Consider the following 24470-nt stretch of genomic DNA (forward strand, 5'->3'; position numbering starts at 1 on the left):
CGTGGTGTCCCAATCGGAAATTACGTCAGACCAATCACCTTCATCATAAAGAAAGAGCAGGGACTGTAAAAGCCTCTACTCATATATTAAGAATCGGGATTAGTGGAGTAGAACATGGATAAAAAAAGGGCTTTGTCTGGCGCCATAATATTTATAACCCTGATGGGAATCGTAAGTCTGTTTTCGGACATGACTCATGAAGGCGCCAGAAGCATATTGGGCGAATATCTGAACCTCGCAGGGGCATCCGCTACAACCATCGGATTTGTGTCCGGTATAGGAGAATTGTGCGGGTATTCACTAAGGCTCATATCCGGATTTATAGCAGATAAAACGAAGAAATACTGGACATTTGTTATCACAGGCTATGTAATACAGGCTCTGGCGATTCCTGCACTGGCACTCGTACCTGAACATGGCTGGATTTGGGCCTGCGGTCTTGTGATCCTGGAGCGTATCGGAAAAGCGATAAAAAAGCCTGCCAAAAACACATTGGTAAGCTTTGCGGCAAGCGAGATCGGAACCGGAAAAGGCTTTGCCTATCAGGAGTTTCTGGATCAGCTTGGCGCGTTTCTCGGACCGGTACTGCTTTTTGTAACAGCTCTTGTAAAAGGTACAGACGACCTTTTTACAACATATAGAATCTCTTTTGCGATACTGCTTGTTCCTGCAATGATCACCATAGCTCTTGTTTTGACAGCAAAGATAAGATACCCTGATCCGGAGATCTTTGAAAAGCAGGAAGATAAACCGGCAAGCTTTGAATTCAGGAAGTCATTTGTTCTGTTCATGGCGGCCATCTGCTTTTTTGCTTTTGGCTTTGCAGACTTCACCCTGATCACACTTCATTCGGCTAATACCGGAGCATTTAATGAATCCATGCTCAGCCTGCTATATGCTGGGGCAATGGCTGTGGATGCCTTTGCTGCACTATTCTTTGGCTGGCTTTATGATAAGGTCGGGCTGAAGGCTCTGATCATTTCCACACTATGCAGCACATTCTTCTCATATTTTGTTTTTATGACTGGAAATGCCTGGTTGATCGGAGCTGGGATAATTCTGTGGGGGATTGGAATGGGTGCGCAGGAAAGTATTATGAAAGCAGCTGTCAGCGGAATCGTCCCGCGTTCCATGCGAAGCACCGGTTTCGGAATATTTGAGACAGGATTTGGTATTGCGTGGTTTCTGGGCAGTTGGCTTCTCGGTGCCCTGTATGATTTGAATCCTGTGTATCTTGTCACTGTGTCTGTGGTATCACAGTTTCTGGCGATTGCATTTTATGTTTTATGCCTCCGGTGCAATAAGACAGAGTGCTAACAATTCCAGTTTGCTGGAATGAGCATTATATCGGAATTTTATGTTCTATTGGTGCTAAGGGAATTCCGGGGTCAAGCTTCATATGCGCAAGAATTACTTCGTTTACGCCAGGAAGGATCATTTCTCATGTTAGAAGAGGTCCTTGTTAATTATGGCAGTCTGCTCAAAGCGTTATCAAAGATATTTACGCAGATATCAGCCATTTGTTTTTCGTCTTCCTGCATCCCATCCCTGAACCAGCTTATGAGTATTTGTAAAATGGCAGCTTCGGCAGCAAGTCTGAGATACTTCTTTTCTGGGTCAGCTGTAGGATAGAGCCGCTCTGAGACCGCTTTTTCAAGAAAGAGTTCATTCTGAAGAATTCCGGCTTGGTCAAACAGAGATATTATATCTTTATCGTTTTTGACAGCCCGAAAAATATCTTCGAACCACAGATGTGGGTTTTCGTGCAGTTCGGGCTTTTCGCTGATCTCCGCTATACGCTTTATTATTTCATCCCCAAGCTCATGCAGGATATCTTCTTTATCTGTATAGTTTCGATAGAACGCCGTCCTTGATACTCCTGCACGGCGTACTATCTCGCTGATGGTGATCTTCTCATAAGGGTGTTCGCTCATTAGATGCATAAGCGAAAGCTGCAGACACTCTCTTGTCAGCTGATTGGACTCCTTATTATTCATCCTCAGAACTTCTTTTTTTTGCATTTCTGTTAAAGATTCTTTTGAGCTTTTCATTTTTTCTCCCTCTCGACGTTACAAAAAATGCAAGAATGTAACATCGGTTCACTTAAACGAAATATTGTCATGTCCGATGGTAGAGCCATTGTTATTAATATGCTGTGGCGTTACACTTGTTACATCAGAATAATTGTAGCATCGTTTGGGGAGGCATAACAAGTATGGAATTAGCAAAAAACATTTCTCACAAAGTACAAAGACAGGCTTTTAGCATACTGATTGACAGGTTCCTTGCAAATCTCGATAAAACGGAGAACAGGACTGCTACTTATCTTAAGCTTGTTGACCAGGCAGAGAAATTCTGGGGTAAAGATGGAGCCAGAAAAGAAAGCCTTGATAAAGTAAGAGCGGCATTTAAAGATCCGGATAACAGATGGGTTAAGTTTTTGAATAAAGTAATAGATGAGACAGATCCGCATGTTGCAAAGATGATGATGCTCAATCTTGGCTATGAGGCATTTTTCAGAGGCACAAAAATGATCAGGGCAAACAGGGAAAAATACGGATGCAATATCCCATGGCTTATTCTTTTTGACCCTACAAGCGCCTGCAATATGCACTGTGCGGGATGCTGGTCAGGTACTTATGGACCTAAGCACAATCTGTCTTTTGAAGATATGGACAAAATCGTTACCCAGGGAAAAGAGCTGGGAGTATATCTTTACATGATGACAGGAGGAGAACCTCTTGTAAGGAAGAAAGATATCTTGAAACTGGCAGAAAAGCACAATGATGTTGAGTTCTCTATCTATACCAATTCAACACTTATTGATGAGGATTTCTGTAAAGAAGTTGTAAGGCTTGGAAATCTCACATTCCAGCTTTCTATCGAGGGAACTCCTGAGACTAATGACGCAAGACGTGGCCTTGGTCATTATGATGCAGTAATGAATGCCATGGATCTACTCAAAAAGTACGGAATAGTTTATGGAACTTCCATCTGCTATACAAGAAACAACATCGAGGCAGTGACTGATCCCAAGTTCATCGAGTTCATTGCTGAAAAAGGTGCTAGATTCGGATTTTTCTTCCACTACATGCCGGTTGGAAACAATGCTGTTCCTGAGCTTATGCCTACAGTAGAGCAGCGAAAGAAGATGGTGGATCAGATAAGGTTCCTTAGAAGCGTCAAATGTGACCTGGGATTCTTCCCTATGGACTTCCAGAATGATGGTGAAGCTGTCGGTGGCTGCATCGCAGGCGGAAGAAACTATTTCCACATCAATTCAAGTGGAGATGCTGAACCATGCGTATTTGTCCACTTCTCCAACACCAATATACATACACATTCAATACTTGAGATGCTTCAAAGTCCTCTTTTCATGGAATACCATAAGGGCCAGCCTTTCAATAAGAACCATTTAAGACCGTGCCCTATGCTTGAAAATCCGGCTCTTTTAAGGGATATGGTCGAAAGATCAGAAGCTCATGGTACAAATGAAGAATCCGAAGAAAGTGTTGAGCATCTGTGTGCAAAGTGTGATGATTACGCAAAAGAGTGGGCGCCTGTAGCTGACGATATCTGGGCCGGACAGAAACACTATAAGAAGGCATATGAGAATTATGCAAAAAAGGATGAAAAGCCTCTAAACATAGTTGCATTTAAGCACAAACCCAGACAGCATCACTTTAAACATAAGAGAGCTTAAATGCCTCGAATTTTATAGTATTGTTGTTTCATTTACCCTGTCGAATAAAGTTTTATACTTTTCTTTTTCTGATGCAAGGCAGGTTTACAATGATCGGATGTCCCAAACCGGATGAGGGAGATTACACTGAGAAACTGACAGAAGTTATCAGTAACAAGGACATAAGGGATGTTACTATTGCAAGGATGGAAATGCCATGCTGCGTCGGTCTATGGTGTTCCGATGACTCATATAGCGTCGGAACACTTTTTTTATGTTCTAATGGTGCTCCGTGAATCCCTGGAGCAAATTTCTGTAAGCGCGCCAATAATATATGTGGGAAATAACGGTTTACAGCTTCGTAAGAATTCATTTATGGCTTTGTGCAATATTATTACAGGAATGATATATGACTTCAGCCAGATCATGTGTATCTGCGTCAAAATTATTGTGTATCCAAATCTTTATTACGTTAAGACTTCCATACATAATAAAGGTGTATACGTATCGCGCAGTGGGAATCTCATCTATTTCGGGAGCTGATTCCTGAACATATTTCTGCACATTGGAAATAATGCTCTGCTGAAAGAGTTCGTTTTCCGGCTGGCAGAGGAGTACTCCAAAAGTGGTCCGATGCTCTTTTACATAATTTAAAAATGCTTCGATGGATTCCATGGTGTTCATGGGACTGTCAATTTTTCTGAGGTTTTCGAAGGTCTTTTCGAGGACCTCTTTTTCTATGTCCTCCAAAAGTTCAAACTGGTCCTGATAATGGAGGTAGAACGTTGATCTGCTCATATCTGAAAGGTCGCATATTTCCTTTATGGTGATCTTTGAGACGGGCTTATTCTGCATAAGCTCCAGTAATGATTCTTTTAAGATCTTCTTTGTGATTACGGTTCTTCGGTTGTTCTTGGTCGCCATTATCCATCTCCCAAATCTAAAAAAACTGTTAACTTCGTACACTTTTAAAAAATATGTATTGTTTACGACGTTTTAAAGAATATTGCAAGTTGTAAATAATACACGGTGTCCATATTATACATACAGTGACTTGTTATTGCAAATGGAGATTTTTTGGAGGTTGTAAATGAAGGAAAAAATGACAGGTTTTCTTGAAAGGTTAAAGAAAATGAAGACAGGCCATAAGGTAGGCCTTGCAATACTTCTGATAGTTATATGTGTTGTGCTTAAAGTTCTTACTGCTCAATTCTTATACACAGAAATCGGATACGCAGCGGCTGATAATAATGAGAATTTCAGAATGGCGCTATCGGTCAGCCCGTTTACAGCAAGGGCTTTTGACGAAGGATACACCTATGAGTATGAAGGCAGGCAGATAAGCTCCATAGAAGAACTGGAGCAGTTATATATAGATAAAGGCGCTACAGAAATGTATGTGCGCATAGCCACAAAGAGGCACATAACAGATGAGGATGTGACTGATGGAGAGGTTGATACCAATGCCAACGTTCATACTTTTGATCAGGCCATAGAGCTTTGCAAGCTGGCAGCCAAATTAAATATCCCTATTAATCCTGAGGTAATGTGTGCATACACCTACATGGATATGGAAAAGCAGCAGGCCCCAAAGTTTGATGAGTATCCCGAGCTTTTTGCTCTTCAAAATGGGAAGGACTGGTCTGAGCTTTCGCTAGATGAGATAAATATTCTGCTTAAAGCATATGGCAGGTTCCTGGCAAAAGAGATATTGAATACCGGATGCACAGTGGAGAACTGGAATCTTGGAAATGAAGCTAACTTTGGATTTGCAGGAGTCAGCCTTGGGCTTAAGACAGCTGTAAATGAAAAGCTTGCCGGAGTTCCGGATTTTATGAGATATCTACTCCCACTGTTTAATCCCGGATGGTTAGAGAAGAATATCTGGAGATACAATGCAAGCGAGTTTGCGGCTGTAAAAGAGGGAATCCTGGAAGCATACGAAGAACTCGGAATTGACTCCTCCAATGTTAAGTTTTCAACTCATATTGCAACTGTGGTTATGACTCCTAATTCCTGTGCAAAATATTTTAACTGCCTTGCAAAGAATGGATATTCCGTGGATGTTGCGGGGATCAGCTATTATCCTAGTGCTCCATCCATGTATGCAGATTCCACGATTCTGTTTAAAAAGACTGTTATGGCCATAAACAAAAAGTGCCATGTACCCGTGTTTATCGGAGAGTTTGCATATCCTTCAGGAGAGATGTCCGGGGCTTTTGCCGGATGGAACAAGGCTACAAAGGGATATGCAAATACTGAAGATGGACAGGCAGCCATTTATAAAGATGTCATCGATTGGGGTAAAACCCATGGCGTTGCAGGCATCCGTTACTGGGCTGCCGACTATGAAGACTGGGGAACAATGGGATTGTTTAATTTTGAGAATAAGCATGGCGTACCTAAGAAAAGCCTGCTTATGAATATTGATTAAAGGAGATAAGTCGATGAAAGTATTTATGATTGGTGGAACAGGACTGCTCGGAAGTGAAGCAGCCAAAGTGCTTATTGAGAGGGGACATGAAGTGACATCTGTTGCGTTACCTCCGCTTCCTCAGGGAGCTGTCTTGCCACCTGAAATGAAAATTGAATATGGCAACTATCTGGAGATGTCAGATGAAGAAATAAAGGGTTACATGGCCGGGTGTGATGGATTTGTTTTTGCAGCCGGAGTGGATGAGAGAGTTGAAGGCCCTGCTCCAATCTATGATCTTTTCAAAAAGTACAATATAGATCCACTTAAGAGACTTCTTGCTATTGCCAAGGAGTGCGGTGTTAAGCATATTGCAATCTGTGGATCATACTTTTCCTATTTTGCCAAGACAAGGCCTGAACTTGAATTAACAAAGTGGCATCCGTACATAAGAAGCAGAATTGACCAGGAAGAGATAGCGATGTCTTTTGCCGGTGACGGCTTTGATGTAGCAGTTCTGGAGCTTCCATATATTTTCGGAACTCAGCCCGGAAGAAAGCCTGTATGGGTATTCCTTGTAGAACAGATCAGGAGCATGAAGAAAGCTACGCTATATCCCAAGGGCGGAACCACAATGGTAACAGTTCATCAGGTTGGACAGGCTCTGGCAGGAGCTCTTGAATACAACAAGGGAGGACACTGTTACCCAATCGGTTATTACAATATGACATGGAAAGAGATGCTTGCTATCGTTCATAAGTACCTTGGATGCGAGGGAAGAAAGGTTATCACAATACCTAACTGGATGTACGCTATGGGCGGAAAAAAGCTGATGAAGGAGCAGGCAGCAAAGAATATCCAGGGCGGACTTCATATGGTGAAGTTTACGGATCTTCAGTGCAGCAATCTCTTTATTGATAAGAAACTTGGATGCGAGCCGCTTCATGTTGAAGAGGACGACATTGACAGGGCAATCGGAGACTCAATTAAGCTCTGTGTCGATGTACTTGATGGCAAGGCAAAAGTAGTAGGAATGAAAGGCGAATGATATGAGTGCGAATAAGTTACCGGTTGTTTTTATGACAGGTGCAGGTGGAGGAATGGGATTTGAGAGCTTTAAGCAGATGCTCCCTGACATAGGTAAAATCTATGACCTCATTATTTTGGTGAGGGACAGTGAAAAGAATCATAACCTGTTTGACAGTTATGAAGGCAGGGAAGGTCTGTCCATTCGTTATGGAGATCTTCTTAATAGGGATGATGTTTACGGATGTATTGCTGACAGCGACATGGTACTTCACATTGCAGCATTTGTGTCCCCTGCAGCAGACTATTATCCAAAAAAAGCAATGCAGAATAATTACGGTTCTGTTGTGAATATGATAGAAGCCATAAAGAAGAGCGGTAAAGAGGATAGCTATAAGTTTGTATATATCGGAACCGTGGCAGAAACCGGTGACAGAATGCCACCTATACACTGGGGAAGGGTCGGGGATCCGATAAAGCCAAGTATGTTTGATTACTACGCGGTTTCCAAAGTTGCGGCAGAGCGCTACGTTATCGATAGTGGCCTAAATTACTGGGTATCTCTAAGGCAGACAGGAATCATCGGACCGGCTATGGCCAAGATCCGTGATGCTATCCAGTTCCACAACTGCATTTTCAACGTGCTTGAGTATGCTTCTGACAGGGACAGCGGAAGAGCTATGAGAAATCTTGCAGCATTCGATGCCGATGGAACCCTGGATGAGAGTTTCTGGGGACACATCTACAATATTGGCGGCGGTGAGAGCTGCCGCGTGAGCACTTATGAAATGTACAAGGATATGTACGGTGTTCTGGGCTTTAAGAGCCTTGATCCGGTGATCGATCCAAAGATGTATGCCACAAGGAATTTCCATGGTCAGTATTATCTCGATTCCGACAAACTGGAGAAATACCTTCATTTCAGAAGTGATTCCATGCAGTACTTTTATGACGCATATCTAAAGGACCTTGGCCGCGCAGTTACCGCAGGTAAAGTGATAACAAAGCTTCCCGGTGGTCAGAAACTCATGGGAAGTATTATAAAGTCAACCTTCAAAAAAGACTTAAATTCAGAGCATGGGACAAAGCACTGGCTGGATGAAAACATGGAAGACCATATCGATGCATACTGGGGCAGCAAAAAGGCCTGGGAAAAGCTTCCCAAAAAGCTGAGCCAGATGGAAGAATTTACTGATTGGGATAAAGTTGTACACATAGACCATGGCTATGATGAATCCAAGCACGAATCAGAGCTTACTCTGGAGGATATGAAGAAAGCGGCGGAATTCAGAGGCGGCAGTTGTGATTCCAAAGAAATGAAGACCGGTGACTGGAAAACTCCCCTTGAGTTTACATGTCAGTTCGGACATCATTTTAAAGGCAGTCCACGCCTTATTCTTGAAGGTGGGCACTGGTGTGATGAGTGCGAAAGAAAATCCTGGAACTACGGAATGAGAGCCAAAAAGGATAAGTTTTTCGCGCAGGTATGGAATCCGCTTCATGAAGAAAGCGAGCTTCGTGAGTATCCCAAGATGGTCTCGGAACTGGATATTTAACTATTTCTGAACTCCTTTGGAGTCATTCCATATTTCTTTTTAAATACATTTTGAAAATAACTCTGTGTTGAGAAGCAAAGATACTCACTTATCTCGCTGATGCTTTTGTCAGTGAATTTAAGGAGGCTCTTTGCTTCTTCCAGTTTTCTGCGCATTATATAACTGCTTATGTTAAATCCCAGTTCTCTTTTAAATTTTCGTGAAAGAGTGCTTCGGTCTATCCCAAGGTATGCGGCAACATCTTCTACTGAAATATTCTGATTGACGTGGTTTGCTATGTACTGGATAGCCATATATATGTCCGTCTCCATTCCCTGAGGAATTTTGGATTCGGCTACACGCTTGGTAAAGTCCATAACTGCCGTGGCATTAAGAAGAGTAACTGAAGAAGCGTCTGACATACGTTCAGCCTCCTGAATATACATATCTGACAATTGGTAGGCTGTTTCGATGTCAAGTCCACCTGAGATGGAGTGCCTGGTTACCAGGGCCATTGAAGCGATGAATATGTTTTTTGCCTGACGAAGTGAATCTGGAGCAACTTTTCCTTCATTTATTCTGGGGATATTTCTGATCATGGCTTCAAGACCGGCAATATCACCGCGTTCCACGTAGCCATAGTATTCTTGTTCAAAGAAATATGTATCATGAAAGTTCTCAGTTTCTTTTCGCTCATACAGGGTGTTAGAATGGCTTTCTCCTACCTCCGCCTCCTTTTCTCTGTCAAAGAGGTTAAAAGTCTCATAAATGTCTACGTAGTTACCGGTGAGTTCTTTATTGATCATGGCAAGAATATTCAAGAACTGTATGATTGAAAACTCCGGCGTCTGAACAAAAAACTCTCTGATCTTGTCTTTGTTTTCAATAGAAACACCATATTTTAGGATGATAGCGTCTATGAATTCATCAGTCACAGCCATACTGCTAACGGGACCTACAACAACAGCTTCATTGCTAAGATCGCTTCCTACATAGCCAATATGAAGCCCTTCTTCAGTCTGGTAATGGTATAGGCTGGTTGTGGACTTGCCAAGTATTCCGCTGATAGCAGAAGCCAGTTCAGTTGGCATATCTATTACCGGGAAAGAAAGAAGGCATACACTATCTTTGTAGTAGTGGATTGGAACATAGGTGGCATTATAGATGTAGCTTAAAGCCTGAAAAAATGCATTTTCCATAGGAAACCTCAAATAGTCACAAAATTACAATATTGCGTCATACTATTACAATAATGATAAGCGGGCTCCTGATAGACTGTCAATAGAAAGAGAAATATGGCAAATAGCAAAAGCCGTGACAATAATCAGGAGGTTATTATGGGAAGAAAAAAAGAACTTGGCGTGGATTCAATGGGAATCCAGAAGACCATGAGGTTTGGAGATTTTTTGGGAGATGGAATTGGGCAGATACCGCTTAATGCACTAAGCTGTCTGGTAGGACAATTGACCTACTTCTATACAGAAAAGGTCGGACTGGCTGCAGCATCTGTTGCTACAATGCTGATCATAGCCAAGATACTTGACGCTTTTACAGATCTTATCATGGGTAAGATCATGGATTCAGTTCATTTTAAGGATGGTAAGGCAAGACCGTGGTTTAAGATAATGGCAATACCGGTTGCAGCGATCATGGTACTGCTTTTCACAGTTCCTGCAGGAGCTGCTTCGGGGCTTCAGGCGGGATATGTTCTTTTAACCAACATCCTTTGCACTGCTGTGGTTTATACTGCTGTTGCCATACCTTATGGTGCTATGATGGCCATGAGGACAAACAGTGTTGAAGAACGAGGCAAAATGGGTATCTTCCGTGCAGTATTCGGTTATGCCATCGGTATGATCATAGCGATCGGTCTTATACCTATTACAAATGCCTTGGGGGGAAATCAGGCAGCGTGGATAAAGGTGGCAGTCATTATGGCAGCTATCTCAGCGTTTAGCATGATCGTTCTTTACAGAAGCTCAAAGGAAAATGGTTCAGAAGAAAAGAAGTCAGTGGATGAGCTGGAGGAAGAGAAGATGTCTTTTGCCCAGGAGATAGGTCTTTTGTTTAAAAACAAGTACTGGGTTCTGATGCTCGTTGCAAATCTTTTTATGAACATTTCTTATGGACTGTCCAGCTCAGGCGGAGCATATTATGCAAAATATATCCTCGGAAATGACAACATTGTGGCACTTCTTGGTGCCGTTGGACTTATCCCGACTTTCCTTGGATTCATATTAGTTGGTCCGATGACAAAGAAATTCGGAATGGCAAAAACATGTCTTATCGGCTGTGTTATTGGAATAGTTGGCTGCATCGCCCGTGTATTTACTCCTTACAGCCTTGTTTCATGTCTTGTCGGAGGAAGCATGGCAACCTTTGCCAATATTCCGATCATGTGTCTTATGGGTGCAATGGTAAATAACTGTGTTGAGTACAATGACTGGAAGTTTGGAAAGAGAATGATCGGAATGAGTAACTCAGCAAGCTCTTTCGGATCAAAGATTGGTTCCGGAATCGGAGGATCACTTATTGGATGGATCCTTGGCGCATGTGGATTTATTTCCGGCGCAGCTGTTGCTGAGCAGCCAGCTGCAGTAAATGGCGGAATCTTTGCATTTTCAATCTATGTTCCACTGTTTTTGCTTGTTGTTATGGCAGTGATCTTTAGCCGTTACGACCTGGAGAAGATTTATGGCAAGATCATGAGTGAGCTTAATGAGAGAAATAAGGAAGGAAAATGATAATGAAAGCTGTCAGACTAAGGTGCGAATATTTAACTGATCCAATAGGAATAGATATAGTAAGACCCAGACTTTCATGGAACTGTGAAGGCGGCAATAAGCAGAGCGCATATCAGATCATTGCGAAAATGGAAGACGAAACCGTCTGGGATTCCGGGAAAGTGAACTCAGACCAGATGCACCTTGTGATCTGGGGCGGAGAAACACTTGGAAGTCGTGACAGGATTGAATGGACAGTAAAACTCTGGGACGAAAATGATATTGAGGGTGAAGAGAGTGATACTGCCTCTTTTGAGCTAGGTCTTTTAAATAACGATGACTGGAAGGCAAGATGGATCACCGGAAATTATAAGGTAAACAAGAAGAACAGATACCCTGTTGACTGCTTCAGAAAAAGATTCTGGACCGGGGAAAAGAAAGTTAAATCAGCAAGAGCATATATGACTGCCTGTGGGATATATGAAGGAAGTATCAACGGAGACAGAATAGGTGAGTTCTGTCTGGCACCCGGAATTACTGATTACCGCAAAAGAGTCCAGTATCAGACCGCTGATATTACAGATAAGATTATCCAGGGAAAGAATGAAGTCTTTTTCATGCTGGCTGACGGATGGTACAGGGGCTCGGTCGGTGCCTGGGGAATGAAGAATTATTATGGCAGCGAAACGAAGCTCCTTGCCCAGATTGAGATCACATATGAGGATGGAGAGGTTCAGGTAATCTGCACTGATGAATCTTTTGAGTGGACAAATGAAGGGCCAATCCGCTTTGCAGATAACAAGGATGGAGAAAACTACGATGCCAGAAGAGAAGATTTTGAGAAGGCAAAGTGGTGGACTGCTAAGGAAACATACCACAATGTGATACCAACAGCATCCAACAATTTTGCACTCAAAGAGCAGGAGAGGTTATCTGTTAAGAATGTGATCAGGACGCCTCAGGGGAAAACAATCTTTGACTTTGGCCAGAATATTGCAGGTTACGTGGAATTTGACGTTGTAGCTGATGAAGGGCAGCGTGTTTTCCTTCGCTTTGGAGAAAAGCTGGACGAGGCTGGAGAATTTACTCAGCACAATATTCAGTGTGTTAGAAAGAACCTCATCACACCACTTCAGCAGATAAAATACATATGTAAGGATGGACAGAACCACTATAAGACAAGATTCGCCATATTTGGCTTTCAGTATGTACTGGTGGAATCTGATGTTCATATTGATTTGGAGAACATGACTGCTATTGCGGTTTATTCTGATTTTGAAACGACCTTTAAGTTTGACAGTTCAAACAGGCTTCTGAACCAGTTTGTGCAGAATACACTCTGGTCGCTTAAGAACAATTCCGCAGATCTTCCGACGGACTGCCCGACAAGAGAACGTCATGGCTGGAGCGGAGATGCCCAGATATTTATTGGCACTGCAGGTTATATGGTAAACTACGCTCCTTTTGCCATGAAATATGAAACAGATCTCTGCGATTGGCAGACTAAAGACGGGTGCTTTCCTCAGATTGCACCGGAGGGTGGCACTGACTCATATATGCGTGGAATGAACGGATCATCGGGATGGTCAGATGCGGGAGTAATCATTCCTTATCGCCTTTGGAAACAGAACGGGGATATCAGGATCATTGAAAAATATTATGATTCAATGAAAAAGTACGCCGGATATGTTATGGAACGCGCGGGAAAAGAGAGTCTGTTAAATTCAGAGAAGCATTCAGTAAAAGGAAAAGAAAAAAAGTATATTTACAACAACGGCCAGCACTATGGCGAGTGGGCAGAACCTTCAGATGTCCATGCCATGAGTTTTAAGGATTTCATAAAGTCACAGCCGGAGGTTTCAACAGCTTACATGAGCTATGTCATGACTCTTATGGTTGAGATTGCCGGTGCCCTTGGAAAAACAGAAGACATAAATCTTTACAAAGAGTATGCGGAAGGTGCAAAACGTGCCTATCAAAAGCTCGTTGAGGATCCAAAGTACTCTCTCGACACGGACAGACAGGCAAAACTCGTAAGACCTTTGTACTTTGGTATGCTTAATGAAAAACAGACTGAATATGCGAAAAAGAGACTGATAAAGGCTCTGGAAAACTATAAATGGAGAGTAGGAACAGGCTTTTTATCAACACCTCTTTTACCATATGTTCTTCAAGATATTGATATCGAATATGCTTATAAGCTTCTGGAGAATGAGGAAAAGCCCGGATGGCTTTCAATGCCGAAATCCGGAGCGACAACAATATGGGAAGACTGGGATGGACCGGATTCGAATAATGGAAAAGGCGGCGGAATCGCATCTTTGAACCACTACTCCAAGGGTGCTGTATGTCAGTGGATATTTGAGGCGTTGTGTGGAATCAGGGTGGTTGGAGAAAATCATTTTATCATTGCACCTCACCCCGGCGGACACTTTGATTTTGCAGAGTTTTCATATGACAGCGTATATGGAACAGTTTTCTGTAGATGGGATAAAAAAGATGATGGTGAGTACAGTTATCACATTGAAGTCCCGGCAAACACGGATGCAATGGTAATACTTCCGGGGAAAGAGGGATTGGAAGTAGGACCAGGTAAAGCAGATTTTTAATGAAACACTAACAATAACAGGAGAAGAGATATGCAAAAGTATGAAAAAGAACACCGCGCTTTAGTGCTTAAAAATGCAGCTGAGTGTACCGTTCTGTTAAAAAATGATGGAAAGTTTCCCATTGATAAACCATGTAAGCTTGCAGCTTATGGTGCCGGCATGAGATACACAGTCATGGGCGGAACAGGATCCGGTGAGGTTAATACAAGATTTGCATATACCATCGAGCAGGGGCTGGAAAAAGCGGGCTTTGAGATAACAACTAAAAAATGGCTGGATGAGTATGACCAGGTCAGAAAAGTTGCAAAGAATACCTTTTACAAAAACCTGAAAAAAGAAGCAAAAGAAAAGCATGAGAATGTGATCATGTATGCCATGGGAAAGGAAATGACAGAACCATGGCATAGCATCCACATTGATAAGACGGGTGATACAGCTATTTATGTTCTTTCCCGCAATTCCGGGGAGGGAAGCGACAGAGGGGTGGTAGAAGGAGATGTAAAGCTTGCTGCATCTGAAGTCAGAGACATTTTAGCACTTAACAAAATGTATGAGCGTTTCATGCTGGTGCTTAATGTAGGCGGAGCTGTCGATCTTTCTCCTGTAATGGAAGTTGGAAATATCCTTCTTTTATCTCAGCTTGGAACAGACTGCGGAAGAGCTCTTGCAGATATCCTCATTGGGAAGCAGAATCCTTCTGGAAAACTTACCACAACCTGGGCTTCTTATGAAGACTACTGTCACGAAGGCACTTTTGGCGACTGGAATGACACAGAGTACAGAGAGGGAATATATGTAGGGTACAGGTATTTTGACACTGCGTGCAAAAAGCCTTTATTCTCATTTGGGTATGGATTGTCTTACACCAGTTTTGAGCAGAAGGTGTTATCCGTAAGTGCATCTGGTGATTTTATAACCGTCAGCGTTAATGTGAAAAATGATGGAGACTATTCAGGAAAAGAGGTTGTTCAGGTATATGTCTCTTTGCCTGATGGAAAGCTTGATAAGGCATATCAGGAACTGGCAGGCTTTTCCAAGACATCTCTGCTGGAACCGGGATGCGAAGAACAGACAGACATTTCTTTCAGGCTCTCTGATCTATCATCCTATGATGAAGAGACCAGCGCATATATTCTTGAAAAGGGAGACTATATCATAAGGTGCGGAAACAGCTCGGACAACACAAATGTTGTTGCTGTGATAAATCTTGATGAAACCATATGTGTCACAAAAGCAAGGAATTGCCTTGGAGATCCAGGCTTTAAAGATCTTTTTATGGAAAGACATTCGAATGAGAGTATTCCGGAAGAAGTGCAGAAACTGACTATAAATTCTAATGACATAAATTGTACGGAACTAATATATGATGTCGAAGAAGACGTGGATGAAAGAGCTAAGTCATTAACGGATGAGGAGCTTGCTTATCTTGCGATAGGTAGTTTCAACGAAAAGCAGAAAGGACTAAGTATCATCGGTAATGCTGCAACCCATGTCGCAGGTGCTGCGGGTGAAACCACATCCAAGCTTACCGGAAAAGGAATTAAACCTCTTATTATGGCTGATGGTCCTGCAGGACTCAGACTTGCCAAAAAGTACTACGAGGATGAAAATGGAGCTCATGATGCCAGCGGTGCAGGAATGATCCCGGATAGTATGCTAGAAGTCATGAATCCTTTGGTTAAGTTCATAGCTTTAAAGGTAACAGGAGGAAAAAAGGCACCTAAAGGTGCAGTGATCAGAGAACACTATGCTACCAGAATCCCGATAGGAACAGCCATTGCCCAGAGCTTTAACACAGACCTTGCTTATAGCTTTGGGGATATGGTAGGAAGTGAAATGGAAGAGATGGGAATAAATCTCTGGCTTGCTCCTGCCCTGAATATTCACAGAAGCATACTATGCGGAAGAAATTTTGAATATTACTCTGAAGATCCATTGGTTTCCGGCCTCATTGCGGCGGCGGTGACCCAAGGTGTTCAGAAGCATAAAGGCTGTGGGACTACCATTAAACACTATGCTGCAAACAATGCAGAGACAAACCGTTATTGCAATAACAGCCATGTAAGTGAACGTGCCATGCGTGAGATATATCTCCGCGGATTTGAAATCTGCGTAAGAAAATCACAGCCCAAAGCTGTGATGACAAGCTACAACCTGCTTAACGGAACGCATACTTCTGAGCATAGAGGGCTGATACAGGATATTCTCAGATCAGAATTTGGGTTTAAAGGAATCGTCATGACTGACTGGGTTATGACTGTTATGGACAGCAAAAGATCCATTTACAGGAATGCGCTTTCAAATGAAGTGGCGGGCGCAGGTGGAGATCTGTTTATGCCTGGAGGAAAGAAGGATTATGAAAACGTGCTTTCTGCTATCAAGGAAGGTAAGCTCTCCAGGAGACAGATGGAAATCAACGCATCACGTGTTATCAGAATGGTAGATGAAATGCTTATTTCTTGACGCTTAGGAGTACTGTATCGATATGAATAAATATTTTCTTGCAATTGATATAGGCGCCTCCAGCGGGAGGCACATGATTGGCTGGTTAGAAGATGGGAAGATGATTCTCAGGGAGATCCACCGGTTTGATAACCATCAGCTTAAGAAAAATGGACATCTTGTGTGGGATTTGGATCATCTATGGAAGGGGATCATCGAAGGTCTTAAGGAATGCAAAAGACAGAATATGATACCCGAGACCGTGGGGATTGATACCTGGGGCGTGGATTATGTACTTCTTGATGAGAAGGGAGAGCTGATCGGCGATGCTGTGGCCTACAGGGACTTAAGGACTGAGGGCATGGACGATTTGATTTCTGCAATCATAAGCGAAAAAGAGCTCTATGAAAAGTGCGGAATACAGAAACAGTCCTTCAATACCATTTATCAACTGATGTCTCAAAAGGAGGATGATCCGGAAGTGCTTGAAAAAGCGGACGCACTTCTTATGATACCGGATTATTTTAACTACAGGCTTACAGGTGTAAGAAAACAGGAATACACCAATGCCACAACCACAGGCCTAGTAAATGCAGGGACAAAGACCTGGGATAAAGAGCTTATTTCTATGCTGGGACTACCTCAGAATCTTTTCGGGGAGCTGTCAATGCCTGGCACTGTCGTTGGCTCTTTTACAAAAGAGATACAGGACGAGGTCGGGTATTGCGCAACAGTCATTCTTCCTGCAACCCATGATACAGGCTCTGCTTTTCTTGCGGTTCCTTCAAGGGATGAGAATTCGATAATTCTATCCAGTGGAACCTGGAGCCTTTTGGGGATTGAGAACGAAGAGCCCATAACCACCGAGGCTGCAAGGCAGGAAAACCTTACCAATGAAGGCGGCGCCTGGTATAGATACAGATTCTTAAAGAACATCATGGGGCTCTGGATCATACAGTCCATAAGACGTGAGCTGAATGGTACAGAGTACGTTGAAGGAAGAAAGAGCGAATATGCTGATGGCAAAAAATACAGCTTTCCGGATCTGATAAGGCTGGCCAGGGGAAGTGAGAAATTTGTGGCTGATATTGATGTAAATGATGAGCTCTTTCTTTCGCCGGTAAGCATGATAAATGCAATTAAAGTGTACTGCAAGGCTAAGAACCAGCCGGTACCGGAGTCGGTTGGGGAGATAATGCAGACTGTCTACAGAGGTCTTTCTGCATGTTATGCAGATACTGTAAAGGAGATTGGTAAGATCACAGGAAAAGAAATCACATATGTGAATATCATAGGTGGAGGCTGTCAGGACACATATCTCAATGAACTTACTGCAAAAGCTACCGGACTTCCCGTATATGCAGGGCCAATTGAAGGTACAGCCATCGGAAATCTTGTGGTACAGATGATAAATGCGGGGTTATTTAAGGATTTGCAGGATGCAAGAAACTGCATTTACGAGAGCTTTGAAATTCAGAAATATGGGGCATGAAAGTCTGGGAATAAAAGCGAAATAAGATAATTAAACGATAAGGACGAGTTAATCCATACAAGATCAGGAGGAAATGAGAAATGAGCTACACAGAAGCAAAAGAAAAATATGCAGCAATTGGAATTGATACAGAAAAAGCAATCGAAAAGCTTAAAGAGGCAGAGATTGCCCTTCATTGCTGGCAGGGAGATGATGTCAGAGGCTTTGATACAGATCCGGATAAGCCTCTGACAGGAGGAATCCAGACCACCGGAAATTATCCCGGAAGAGCAAGAACTCCAGAGGAGCTTATGGCAGATATCGATGAGGTAATAAAGCTGATTCCGGGAAGAGCCAAGATGAACCTTCATGCCTGCTATGCAATTTTTGATGATGAAAACGGAGGCTGGGTAGACAGAGATAAACTTGAGCCCAAACACTTTAAGAAGTGGGTGGATTTCTGCAAGGAGAGGAATCTGGGTTGTGATTTCAATCCTACCTTTTTCTCTCATCCTAAATGTGACCCGCTTACCCTTTCTTCTCCAAACGAGGATACAAGAAAGTTCTGGATCGAGCATGGAAAGGCATGTATAAGAATTTCTCAGTACATCGCAGAAGAACTTGGCGAGACCTGTGTCATGAACATCTGGACAGGAGATGGCTTCAAGGACATTCCTGCAGACCGTAAGGGACCAAGGGACAGATATAAGGATTCTATCGAGCAGATTCTTTCCGAACCCTTTGATTTTAATAAGGTTAAGCCCTGCGTTGAGTCAAAGGTTTTCGGAATTGGAGTAGAGTCCTATACAGTAGGTAGTGCTGAGTTCACACTGTCTTTTGCAGCAACTCATTCTGACAAGTGCATTCCTCTTATGGACAACGGCCACTATCACCCTACAGAGGTTGTAAGTGACAAGATTCCTGCGCTCTTGTCTTTCTATCCAAACATTGCTCTTCACATCACAAGGCCGGTTCGTTGGGATTCAGACCACGTAGTTCTTTTTGATGATGAGACAAAGGAAATTGCAAAAGAGATTGTGCGCTGCGGCGGACTTGATGGCTCAGTATTTATGGCATTAGACTATTTTGATGCATCCATCAACAGGATAGGTGCCTGGGTAACTGGGTTTAGAAATACACAGAAAGCTCTTTTGAATGCTCTTCTTACACCTCATGAGGAGCTAAAAAAGCTGCAGGATGAATCGAACTTTACGAAGCTCATGATCATGCAGGAGGAGCTTAAGACCATGCCTTTCGGAGAGGTGTGGAATGAATACTGTGATAGATGTAAAGTTCCTCAGGATGGAAGTTGGTACCAGGAAATTGAGAGATATGAAATCGACGTTCTTTCGAAGAGGGTCTGATGATAGGAGATAAAAGGACAATGAGAGTTTTAGATGCTGAGTTTACAAAGGGATTTATCAGAATGGCAAATGACGGCTGGGAACAGGGCTGGCATGAGAGAAACGGCGGAAATCTGTCTTACAGAATGAAGCCGGAAGAGGTGGAGCTGGTAAAAGAGGAGTTTAAGGCCGGAGAGTGGAAGGAAATTGGAACATCAGTGCCTGACCTTGCCGGAGAGTTTCTTATGGTAACAGGCTCTGGCAAGTTCTTCAGAAATGTTATAATAAAGCCTGAGGACAGCTTCGGAATTATTGAGCTTGACGAAGAAGGTGAGAACTACCGCGTTATGTGGGGGCTGGTCAATGGCGGGAGACCAACTTCTGAGTTGCCTTCACACCTTATGAACCATGAGGTGAAAAAACGTGTGACAAACGGAAAATACAGAGTAATCTATCATGCACATACCACAAATACCATTGCGTTGACATTTGTGTTGCCACTTACAGATGAAGCTTTTACCAGAGAACTTTGGGAGATGGCGACTGAATGCCCTGTGGTATTCCCTGATGGAATAGGCGTAGTACCTTGGATGGTACCCGGGGGCAGAGAGATTGCTGTGGAAACCAGTAAGCTCATGGAAAAATATGATGTGGCTATCTGGGCTCATCATGGAATGTTTGCTGCCGGAGAAGATTTTGACCTTACCTTTGGACTTATGCATACAGTTGAAAAGTCTGCAGAAATCCTCGTAAAAACGCTATCTATGACTGGCGCTAAGAGACAGACGATAACACCAGACGATTTCAGGCATCTTGCTAAGGATTTTGCAGTTTCACTTCCGGAGAGGTTCCTTTTTGAAAAATAACGCAAAAAAGGAGAGCGGCTATGACAGATACAATTACACTTACTATCGGGAAACAGAAGAATATTGCACTTATCGCCCACGATGGGAAAAAGGCAGAGCTCATACAATGGTGCAAAGATAATGCGGAAACTCTTAAGAACCACTTTTTATGTGGAACAGGTACGACAGCCCGAATGATAACCGATGCAACGAACCTGCCTGTAAGAGGCTATAACTCTGGTCCTTTGGGTGGAGATCAGCAGATTGGTGCGAAGATAGTAGAGGGCAAGATAGATTTTGTCATTTTCTTCTCTGATCCGCTTACTGCTGCACCTCATGATCCTGACGTAAAGGCGCTAATGAGAATTGCGCAGGTTTATGATATCCCTTTTGCCAACAACAAAGCCACAGCGGATTTCCTCATTCACTCAACTTTCATGGATGAAGAGTACAATCACGATGTCATCAACTTTAAGCAGAATATAGCCAATAGAGCGGAAACGTTGTCATAATATGTTCTAATGGTGCTCCGTGAATCCCTGGTTCAAGTCCCGTATGCGCATAAGTTAGCAATGCCGGAATACTAGAAGTCGCCTTTATCGATTTGTTATTTATTATTTATCGTATTTTAACATAATAATGTTAGAATTAAGTGTGAGTATCTAAAGCAAAGAACAAACAATAAGGCGAGTGTATCATGAAATCAAAAAGGATCCATACTACTATCAGCATAGCCCTCCTTTTCCTGGTAATCTATCAGGGAGTCTTTTTGACGCCTGTTTATGCCTCGTCTGATTCTCCTGCTACAGAATTTACAGTCGGTGTGCCTGTAGACAGATGTCCTATGTTTTACATTGATAAAGACAACGGCAAGATTGCAGGAATCGGCGTTGATCTTATGGAATCCGCTGCCAAAGAAGCTGGTTTCAATGTCGCATTCAAAGCTATAAGTGAATCAAATCTTAAGGAAGCCCTTGATAGTACTGAGTACGATCTTGTTATGCCCTTTGGAAGTGCTGTTTCAAGTGCATCTGGTCAAGCGACCATCGTATCGGACAATCTCATCCAGACCCCATTTACCCTTGTGACTACAGATAAGCACTCTATTTCTGACATAAATACCATCAGAGTAGGCATGCTAAAATCACAGGGCGGAGTAGCAGAAACTGTAAAGCAGTTATACCCTGGAATAACGATAAACCTTTACAATTCCATGGCTGATTGCATTAAAGCGCTTAGAAATGAAGAGGTAGATGCACTTTTACATAACTCATATGCGTGGAGCTATGTGCTTCAAAAGCCATCCTATAATGATTTTAAAGTACAGCCTTCTGCCATGTTTTCAATGGATTTTCGTGCCGGAACTCTTGAAACCCCAGAGGGAAAAAAACGAATTGAACTTCTGAACGAAGGAATTGCAGCTATTCCTGAAACCAAAAAACAGGCTATAGCCCTTGATTACACTACCAGAGATCTTTATGTATATACTTTTGAAGACTATCTCTACCAATATAAGTACTTCCTTATTATTGGGACTATCCTTTTTGCTGCTCTTGTTATAATGCTTGTCCTAAGACAGAAAGCATATTTTGAAGAGCAGAAGGAAAAGATGCGGATAATGGAGGATATCGATCCTCTCACTGGTGTGCTCAGCCACAATGGATTCCGTAAAAAAGTTGAGGAACTACTCACTAACAACCCTGATACACCGTATACGATATCCTATAACAACATAAAAGACTTTAAGTTCATCAACGACAGCTTTGGCTGGAAGGCCGGAGATGAGCTGTTAAAATTTTGGACTGAGAGAAGCCTTGAAGTACTTACCGATAAAGAAGCTATAGGAAGGTATGATGGAGATCATTTTGTTATCCTTCGATGTATTGGCGGCAATGAACAGATTCTTCAGGATGAAAAATATATTTTGACTCCTGTTCGCAATTATTTTAGCGATCGTGGAAAAGACTTTGTTGTAAGGCTCTGTTCTGGTATTTATGTTCTTATGCCTGATGACTATAAAGACATAAACGTGGATAAGATGCTTGATTATGCCCGCATTGCAGAAAGAAAAGTCAGAGAATCCAAGAAAGAAGGATTTGAGTTTTATAACCCAAAGCAGTGGGACATGGGAAGGAAAAGTGCCGGTATCGCAAGTCGCCTTCCTGCAGCTATTGAGTCTGGGGAAATACAAGTATGGTATCAGCCACAGGTCAACTATAAGACTGGGATGATAACTGGTGCAGAGGCTCTTTGCCGCTGGAAAAGCAAGAAGGATGGAAACATTTCTCCGGGAGAATTTATTCCGGTTTTGGAAGATGCTGGGCTTATCTATGATCTTGACTGTCACGTTTGGGACACTGTGTGTAAGGATTTGAAGCGATGGAATGATCAGGGCAGACAACTGTGTGTATCAGTAAACCTATCAAGACTTGATATAGTAAAGAACCCTGATGTAGCCGACCACTTTAATACATTAAAAGAGTTCTATAACCTATTGCCTGGTCAACTTCGTATTGAGATAACGGAAAGCGCATATGTCGAAAACTCCGATACCATCATCAAAACAACAACCAAACTTCGTGAAGCAGGCTTTGAAGTTGAAATGGACGACTTTGGAAGTGGTTACTCATCACTGAATATGTTAAAAGAAGTTATCCTTGATCGCATAAAGCTTGATCTTCGATTTATTACCGGTTCAGGTGACCAAAAGATGGGTCGGACAATACTTAGCTACATGGTCCAGATGATCCATGCTATTGGAACTTCTATTATCGCAGAAGGTGTTGAGACACTGGAACAGGCTGATTTCCTCGGAAGTCTTGGATGTGAGGAAATGCAGGGATATTATTTCTACAAGCCTATGCCGGTAGATGAGTTTGAAGAATTAACGGCATATCCAACAAAGAAATAAAGCCAATAAAGAACGATGTCAGACAGGGGGTTCACTTCCCGCTGGAACGCGCTGCTAACGCAAATATCATTGCACAAAATTCCTCTTTTGTGTTACGATTATTTTAGAAAAAGCGGAGGGGTTAAGTCATGGGTGAAAATTCAGAATATTACAATTCATTGAGGCAGAAACGCCGTAAAGATACTGAAAGCATTAAAAACATTCTTCCTCAGCATACACATGGATTTGTTGAGGAATGTCTTCTCAAATATCAGGAAAGCACCGCTTTTAATTATGCGCAGGATATTCTATTTTTCTACGGATTTCTCAAGGAAAAGAATCCCCTGTGCAAGAATCTTGAAATCAAAGATATCCCCTTTGAAGTTGTCGAAAATCTTGGTCCTCAGGACATCAATGAATTCCAAAATTATGTTGCATCAGGCCACAAACCGGATAAAAAAGGCAATGTAAAGCCTGCTAAAGAACGTGCAATTGCAAGAAAAATGGCGGCTGTGCGGAATTACTATAAATATCTGATCAAATATGACTATCTTAAGATTGATCCCACAGTGAAAGCTGCTGTAAAGAAGAAAGAAAAGGTAAAGAAAGATATCCGAAGGCTGTATCCTGACCAGGTTCAGCTTCTAATGGATTCTGTCGCAGCTGTGAATTCTGCTAGTTACCATTCCAAAGTCATGTCTGAACCTACTGCAAAAAGAGATCTGGCAATTGTAACTCTTCTGTTAAATACTGGAATCCGCGTCTCGGAATGTGCAGGGCTTGATCTTTCAGATATAAATTTTGATGAAAATACAATTACTATCGTCAGAAAAGGCGGCGATGAAGATCATCTCTACATAAACGAGATTATCCGGAATACGCTGAGGGATTATATCAATCATGAACGCCCTTCCCTACTCAATGATTCTGAAGAACCTGCTCTCTTCATATCTCTTCAGCATAAGCGTTTATCGATAAGAAGCATCCAATATATGATTTCAAAATATGGAAAAAACACAGGACTTACTCAAAAACTCACCCCTCATAAGCTCCGTAGAACTTATGGTACAGCGCTTTATAACAGGACAAGTGATATTTATATGGTCGCTGATGTTCTGGGACATAAAGACGTAAATACAACTGTTAAACACTATGCTGCTATAGAAGAAGAACATAAAAGACAGGCATCCCAGGTAGACGTTTATGGAACTGATGATAACCAGGATAATGATTAAATTGCACACACTACAGTGCCCGTTTTTTTACAATTTTAGCTTTAATCCATTCGGCTTTTTACAGATTTTTCTTTAAAAGTACGGCTTTTTACATTTTCAAGCTTTATTTTTTTAAGTTAAAAAGTGTAAAAAGCCGTATTTTTGACTTTTTACACTCCTATCTTTAAACATATTACAAGTTTAGCTTAAACCGACATAAAGGAAAAGCATAGGGAAATGGCAGAGCAGCACATTGACATGAGATTTATCTATGCGT

Annotated in this window: 17 protein-coding genes and 1 pseudogene; 15 read left to right on the forward strand and 3 right to left on the reverse strand. The window is 42.3% G+C overall.

Translation table 11 applies throughout. The features are described 5' to 3' along the window. The first annotated feature begins 114 nt into the window (after positions 1-114). Complete coding sequence (locus G633_RS0106980; protein WP_013282474.1) at positions 115-1317, forward strand: MFS transporter; 1203 nt, start codon at positions 115-117, stop codon at positions 1315-1317. Between the two features lie 149 nt (positions 1318-1466). Here G633_RS0106980 and G633_RS0106985 read toward each other — a convergent pair whose 3' ends face one another. Beyond that, complete coding sequence (locus tag G633_RS0106985) at positions 1467-2051, reverse strand: TetR/AcrR family transcriptional regulator (RefSeq protein ID WP_013282475.1); 585 nt, start codon at positions 2049-2051, stop codon at positions 1467-1469. 164 nt (positions 2052-2215) lie between these two features. Here G633_RS0106985 and G633_RS17675 point away from each other — a divergent pair, with 164 nt between their 5' ends. Both G633_RS17675 and G633_RS20490 read left to right on the forward strand, forming a co-directional pair. Continuing rightward, a complete protein-coding gene (locus tag G633_RS17675; protein WP_013282476.1) occupies positions 2216-3703 on the forward strand; it encodes a radical SAM protein in 1488 nt (495 codons plus the stop codon). 83 nt (positions 3704-3786) lie between these two features. Further along, a pseudogene (locus G633_RS20490) lies at positions 3787-3915 on the forward strand (4Fe-4S ferredoxin); the annotation flags it as partial. Between the two features lie 136 nt (positions 3916-4051). Here the strand turns inward: G633_RS20490 and G633_RS0107000 are convergent. Further along, entirely contained in the window at positions 4052-4606 is a 555-nt protein-coding gene (locus tag G633_RS0107000; RefSeq protein WP_024864884.1) for a TetR/AcrR family transcriptional regulator, read from the reverse strand. 166 nt (positions 4607-4772) lie between these two features. Here G633_RS0107000 and G633_RS0107005 point away from each other — a divergent pair, with 166 nt between their 5' ends. Genes G633_RS0107005 through G633_RS0107015 form a run of 3 tightly spaced genes read left to right on the forward strand, consistent with a single transcriptional unit; the run spans position 4773 to position 8677 of the window. Continuing rightward, positions 4773-6116, forward strand: a complete 1344-nt coding sequence (locus G633_RS0107005) for a glycosyl hydrolase 53 family protein (protein ID WP_196804240.1) — start codon at positions 4773-4775, stop codon at positions 6114-6116. Positions 6117-6129: 13 nt separating this feature from the next. Next, a complete protein-coding gene (locus tag G633_RS0107010) occupies positions 6130-7143 on the forward strand; it encodes an NAD-dependent epimerase/dehydratase family protein (RefSeq protein WP_024864886.1) in 1014 nt (337 codons plus the stop codon). 1 nt (position 7144) lies between these two features. Further along, a complete protein-coding gene (locus tag G633_RS0107015) occupies positions 7145-8677 on the forward strand; it encodes an NAD-dependent epimerase/dehydratase family protein (RefSeq protein ID WP_024864887.1) in 1533 nt (510 codons plus the stop codon). Here the strand turns inward: G633_RS0107015 and G633_RS17680 are convergent. Continuing rightward, positions 8674-9855, reverse strand: a complete 1182-nt coding sequence (locus G633_RS17680) for a helix-turn-helix domain-containing protein (RefSeq protein WP_024864888.1) — start codon at positions 9853-9855, stop codon at positions 8674-8676. The two genes, G633_RS0107015 and G633_RS17680, sit on opposite strands and share 4 nt — an antisense overlap. Positions 9856-9993: 138 nt before the next feature. Here G633_RS17680 and G633_RS0107025 point away from each other — a divergent pair, with 138 nt between their 5' ends. The 9 genes from G633_RS0107025 to G633_RS0107065 all read left to right on the forward strand — a co-directional run bounded on the left by G633_RS0107025 (position 9994) and on the right by G633_RS0107065 (position 24214). Further along, positions 9994-11400, forward strand: a complete 1407-nt coding sequence (locus G633_RS0107025; protein ID WP_024864889.1) for an MFS transporter — start codon at positions 9994-9996, stop codon at positions 11398-11400. Then, entirely contained in the window at positions 11397-13988 is a 2592-nt protein-coding gene (locus G633_RS0107030) for a family 78 glycoside hydrolase catalytic domain (RefSeq protein ID WP_051200025.1), read from the forward strand. Before G633_RS0107025 ends, G633_RS0107030 begins: the two co-directional genes overlap by 4 nt. A gap of 30 nt (positions 13989-14018) precedes the next feature. Next, positions 14019-16451 (forward strand): beta-glucosidase, encoded by a 2433-nt coding sequence (locus G633_RS0107035; RefSeq protein WP_024864891.1) that lies wholly within the window; start codon positions 14019-14021, stop codon positions 16449-16451. A 22-nt stretch (positions 16452-16473) separates the two neighbouring features. Then, a complete protein-coding gene (gene rhaB / locus G633_RS0107040) occupies positions 16474-17922 on the forward strand; it encodes a rhamnulokinase (RefSeq protein ID WP_026519492.1) in 1449 nt (482 codons plus the stop codon). Positions 17923-18002: 80 nt separating this feature from the next. Continuing rightward, entirely contained in the window at positions 18003-19265 is a 1263-nt protein-coding gene (locus tag G633_RS0107045; RefSeq protein ID WP_024864893.1) for an L-rhamnose isomerase, read from the forward strand. Between the two features lie 20 nt (positions 19266-19285). Continuing rightward, on the forward strand, positions 19286-20110 hold the full coding sequence (gene rhaD / locus G633_RS0107050) for a rhamnulose-1-phosphate aldolase (RefSeq protein WP_026519493.1): 825 nt from the start codon (positions 19286-19288) through the stop codon (positions 20108-20110). Positions 20111-20130: 20 nt separating this feature from the next. Then, a complete protein-coding gene (locus tag G633_RS0107055; protein ID WP_024864895.1) occupies positions 20131-20601 on the forward strand; it encodes a methylglyoxal synthase in 471 nt (156 codons plus the stop codon). Positions 20602-20786: 185 nt separating this feature from the next. After that, entirely contained in the window at positions 20787-23000 is a 2214-nt protein-coding gene (locus G633_RS0107060; RefSeq protein ID WP_024864896.1) for an EAL domain-containing protein, read from the forward strand. A gap of 128 nt (positions 23001-23128) precedes the next feature. Beyond that, complete coding sequence (locus G633_RS0107065) at positions 23129-24214, forward strand: tyrosine-type recombinase/integrase (RefSeq protein WP_022766958.1); 1086 nt, start codon at positions 23129-23131, stop codon at positions 24212-24214. The last annotated feature ends 256 nt before the right edge of the window (positions 24215-24470 follow it).

This window comes from Butyrivibrio sp. FCS006, assembly GCF_000424525.1.
In the GTDB taxonomy this organism is placed as follows: Bacteria; Bacillota; Clostridia; order Lachnospirales; family Lachnospiraceae; genus Butyrivibrio.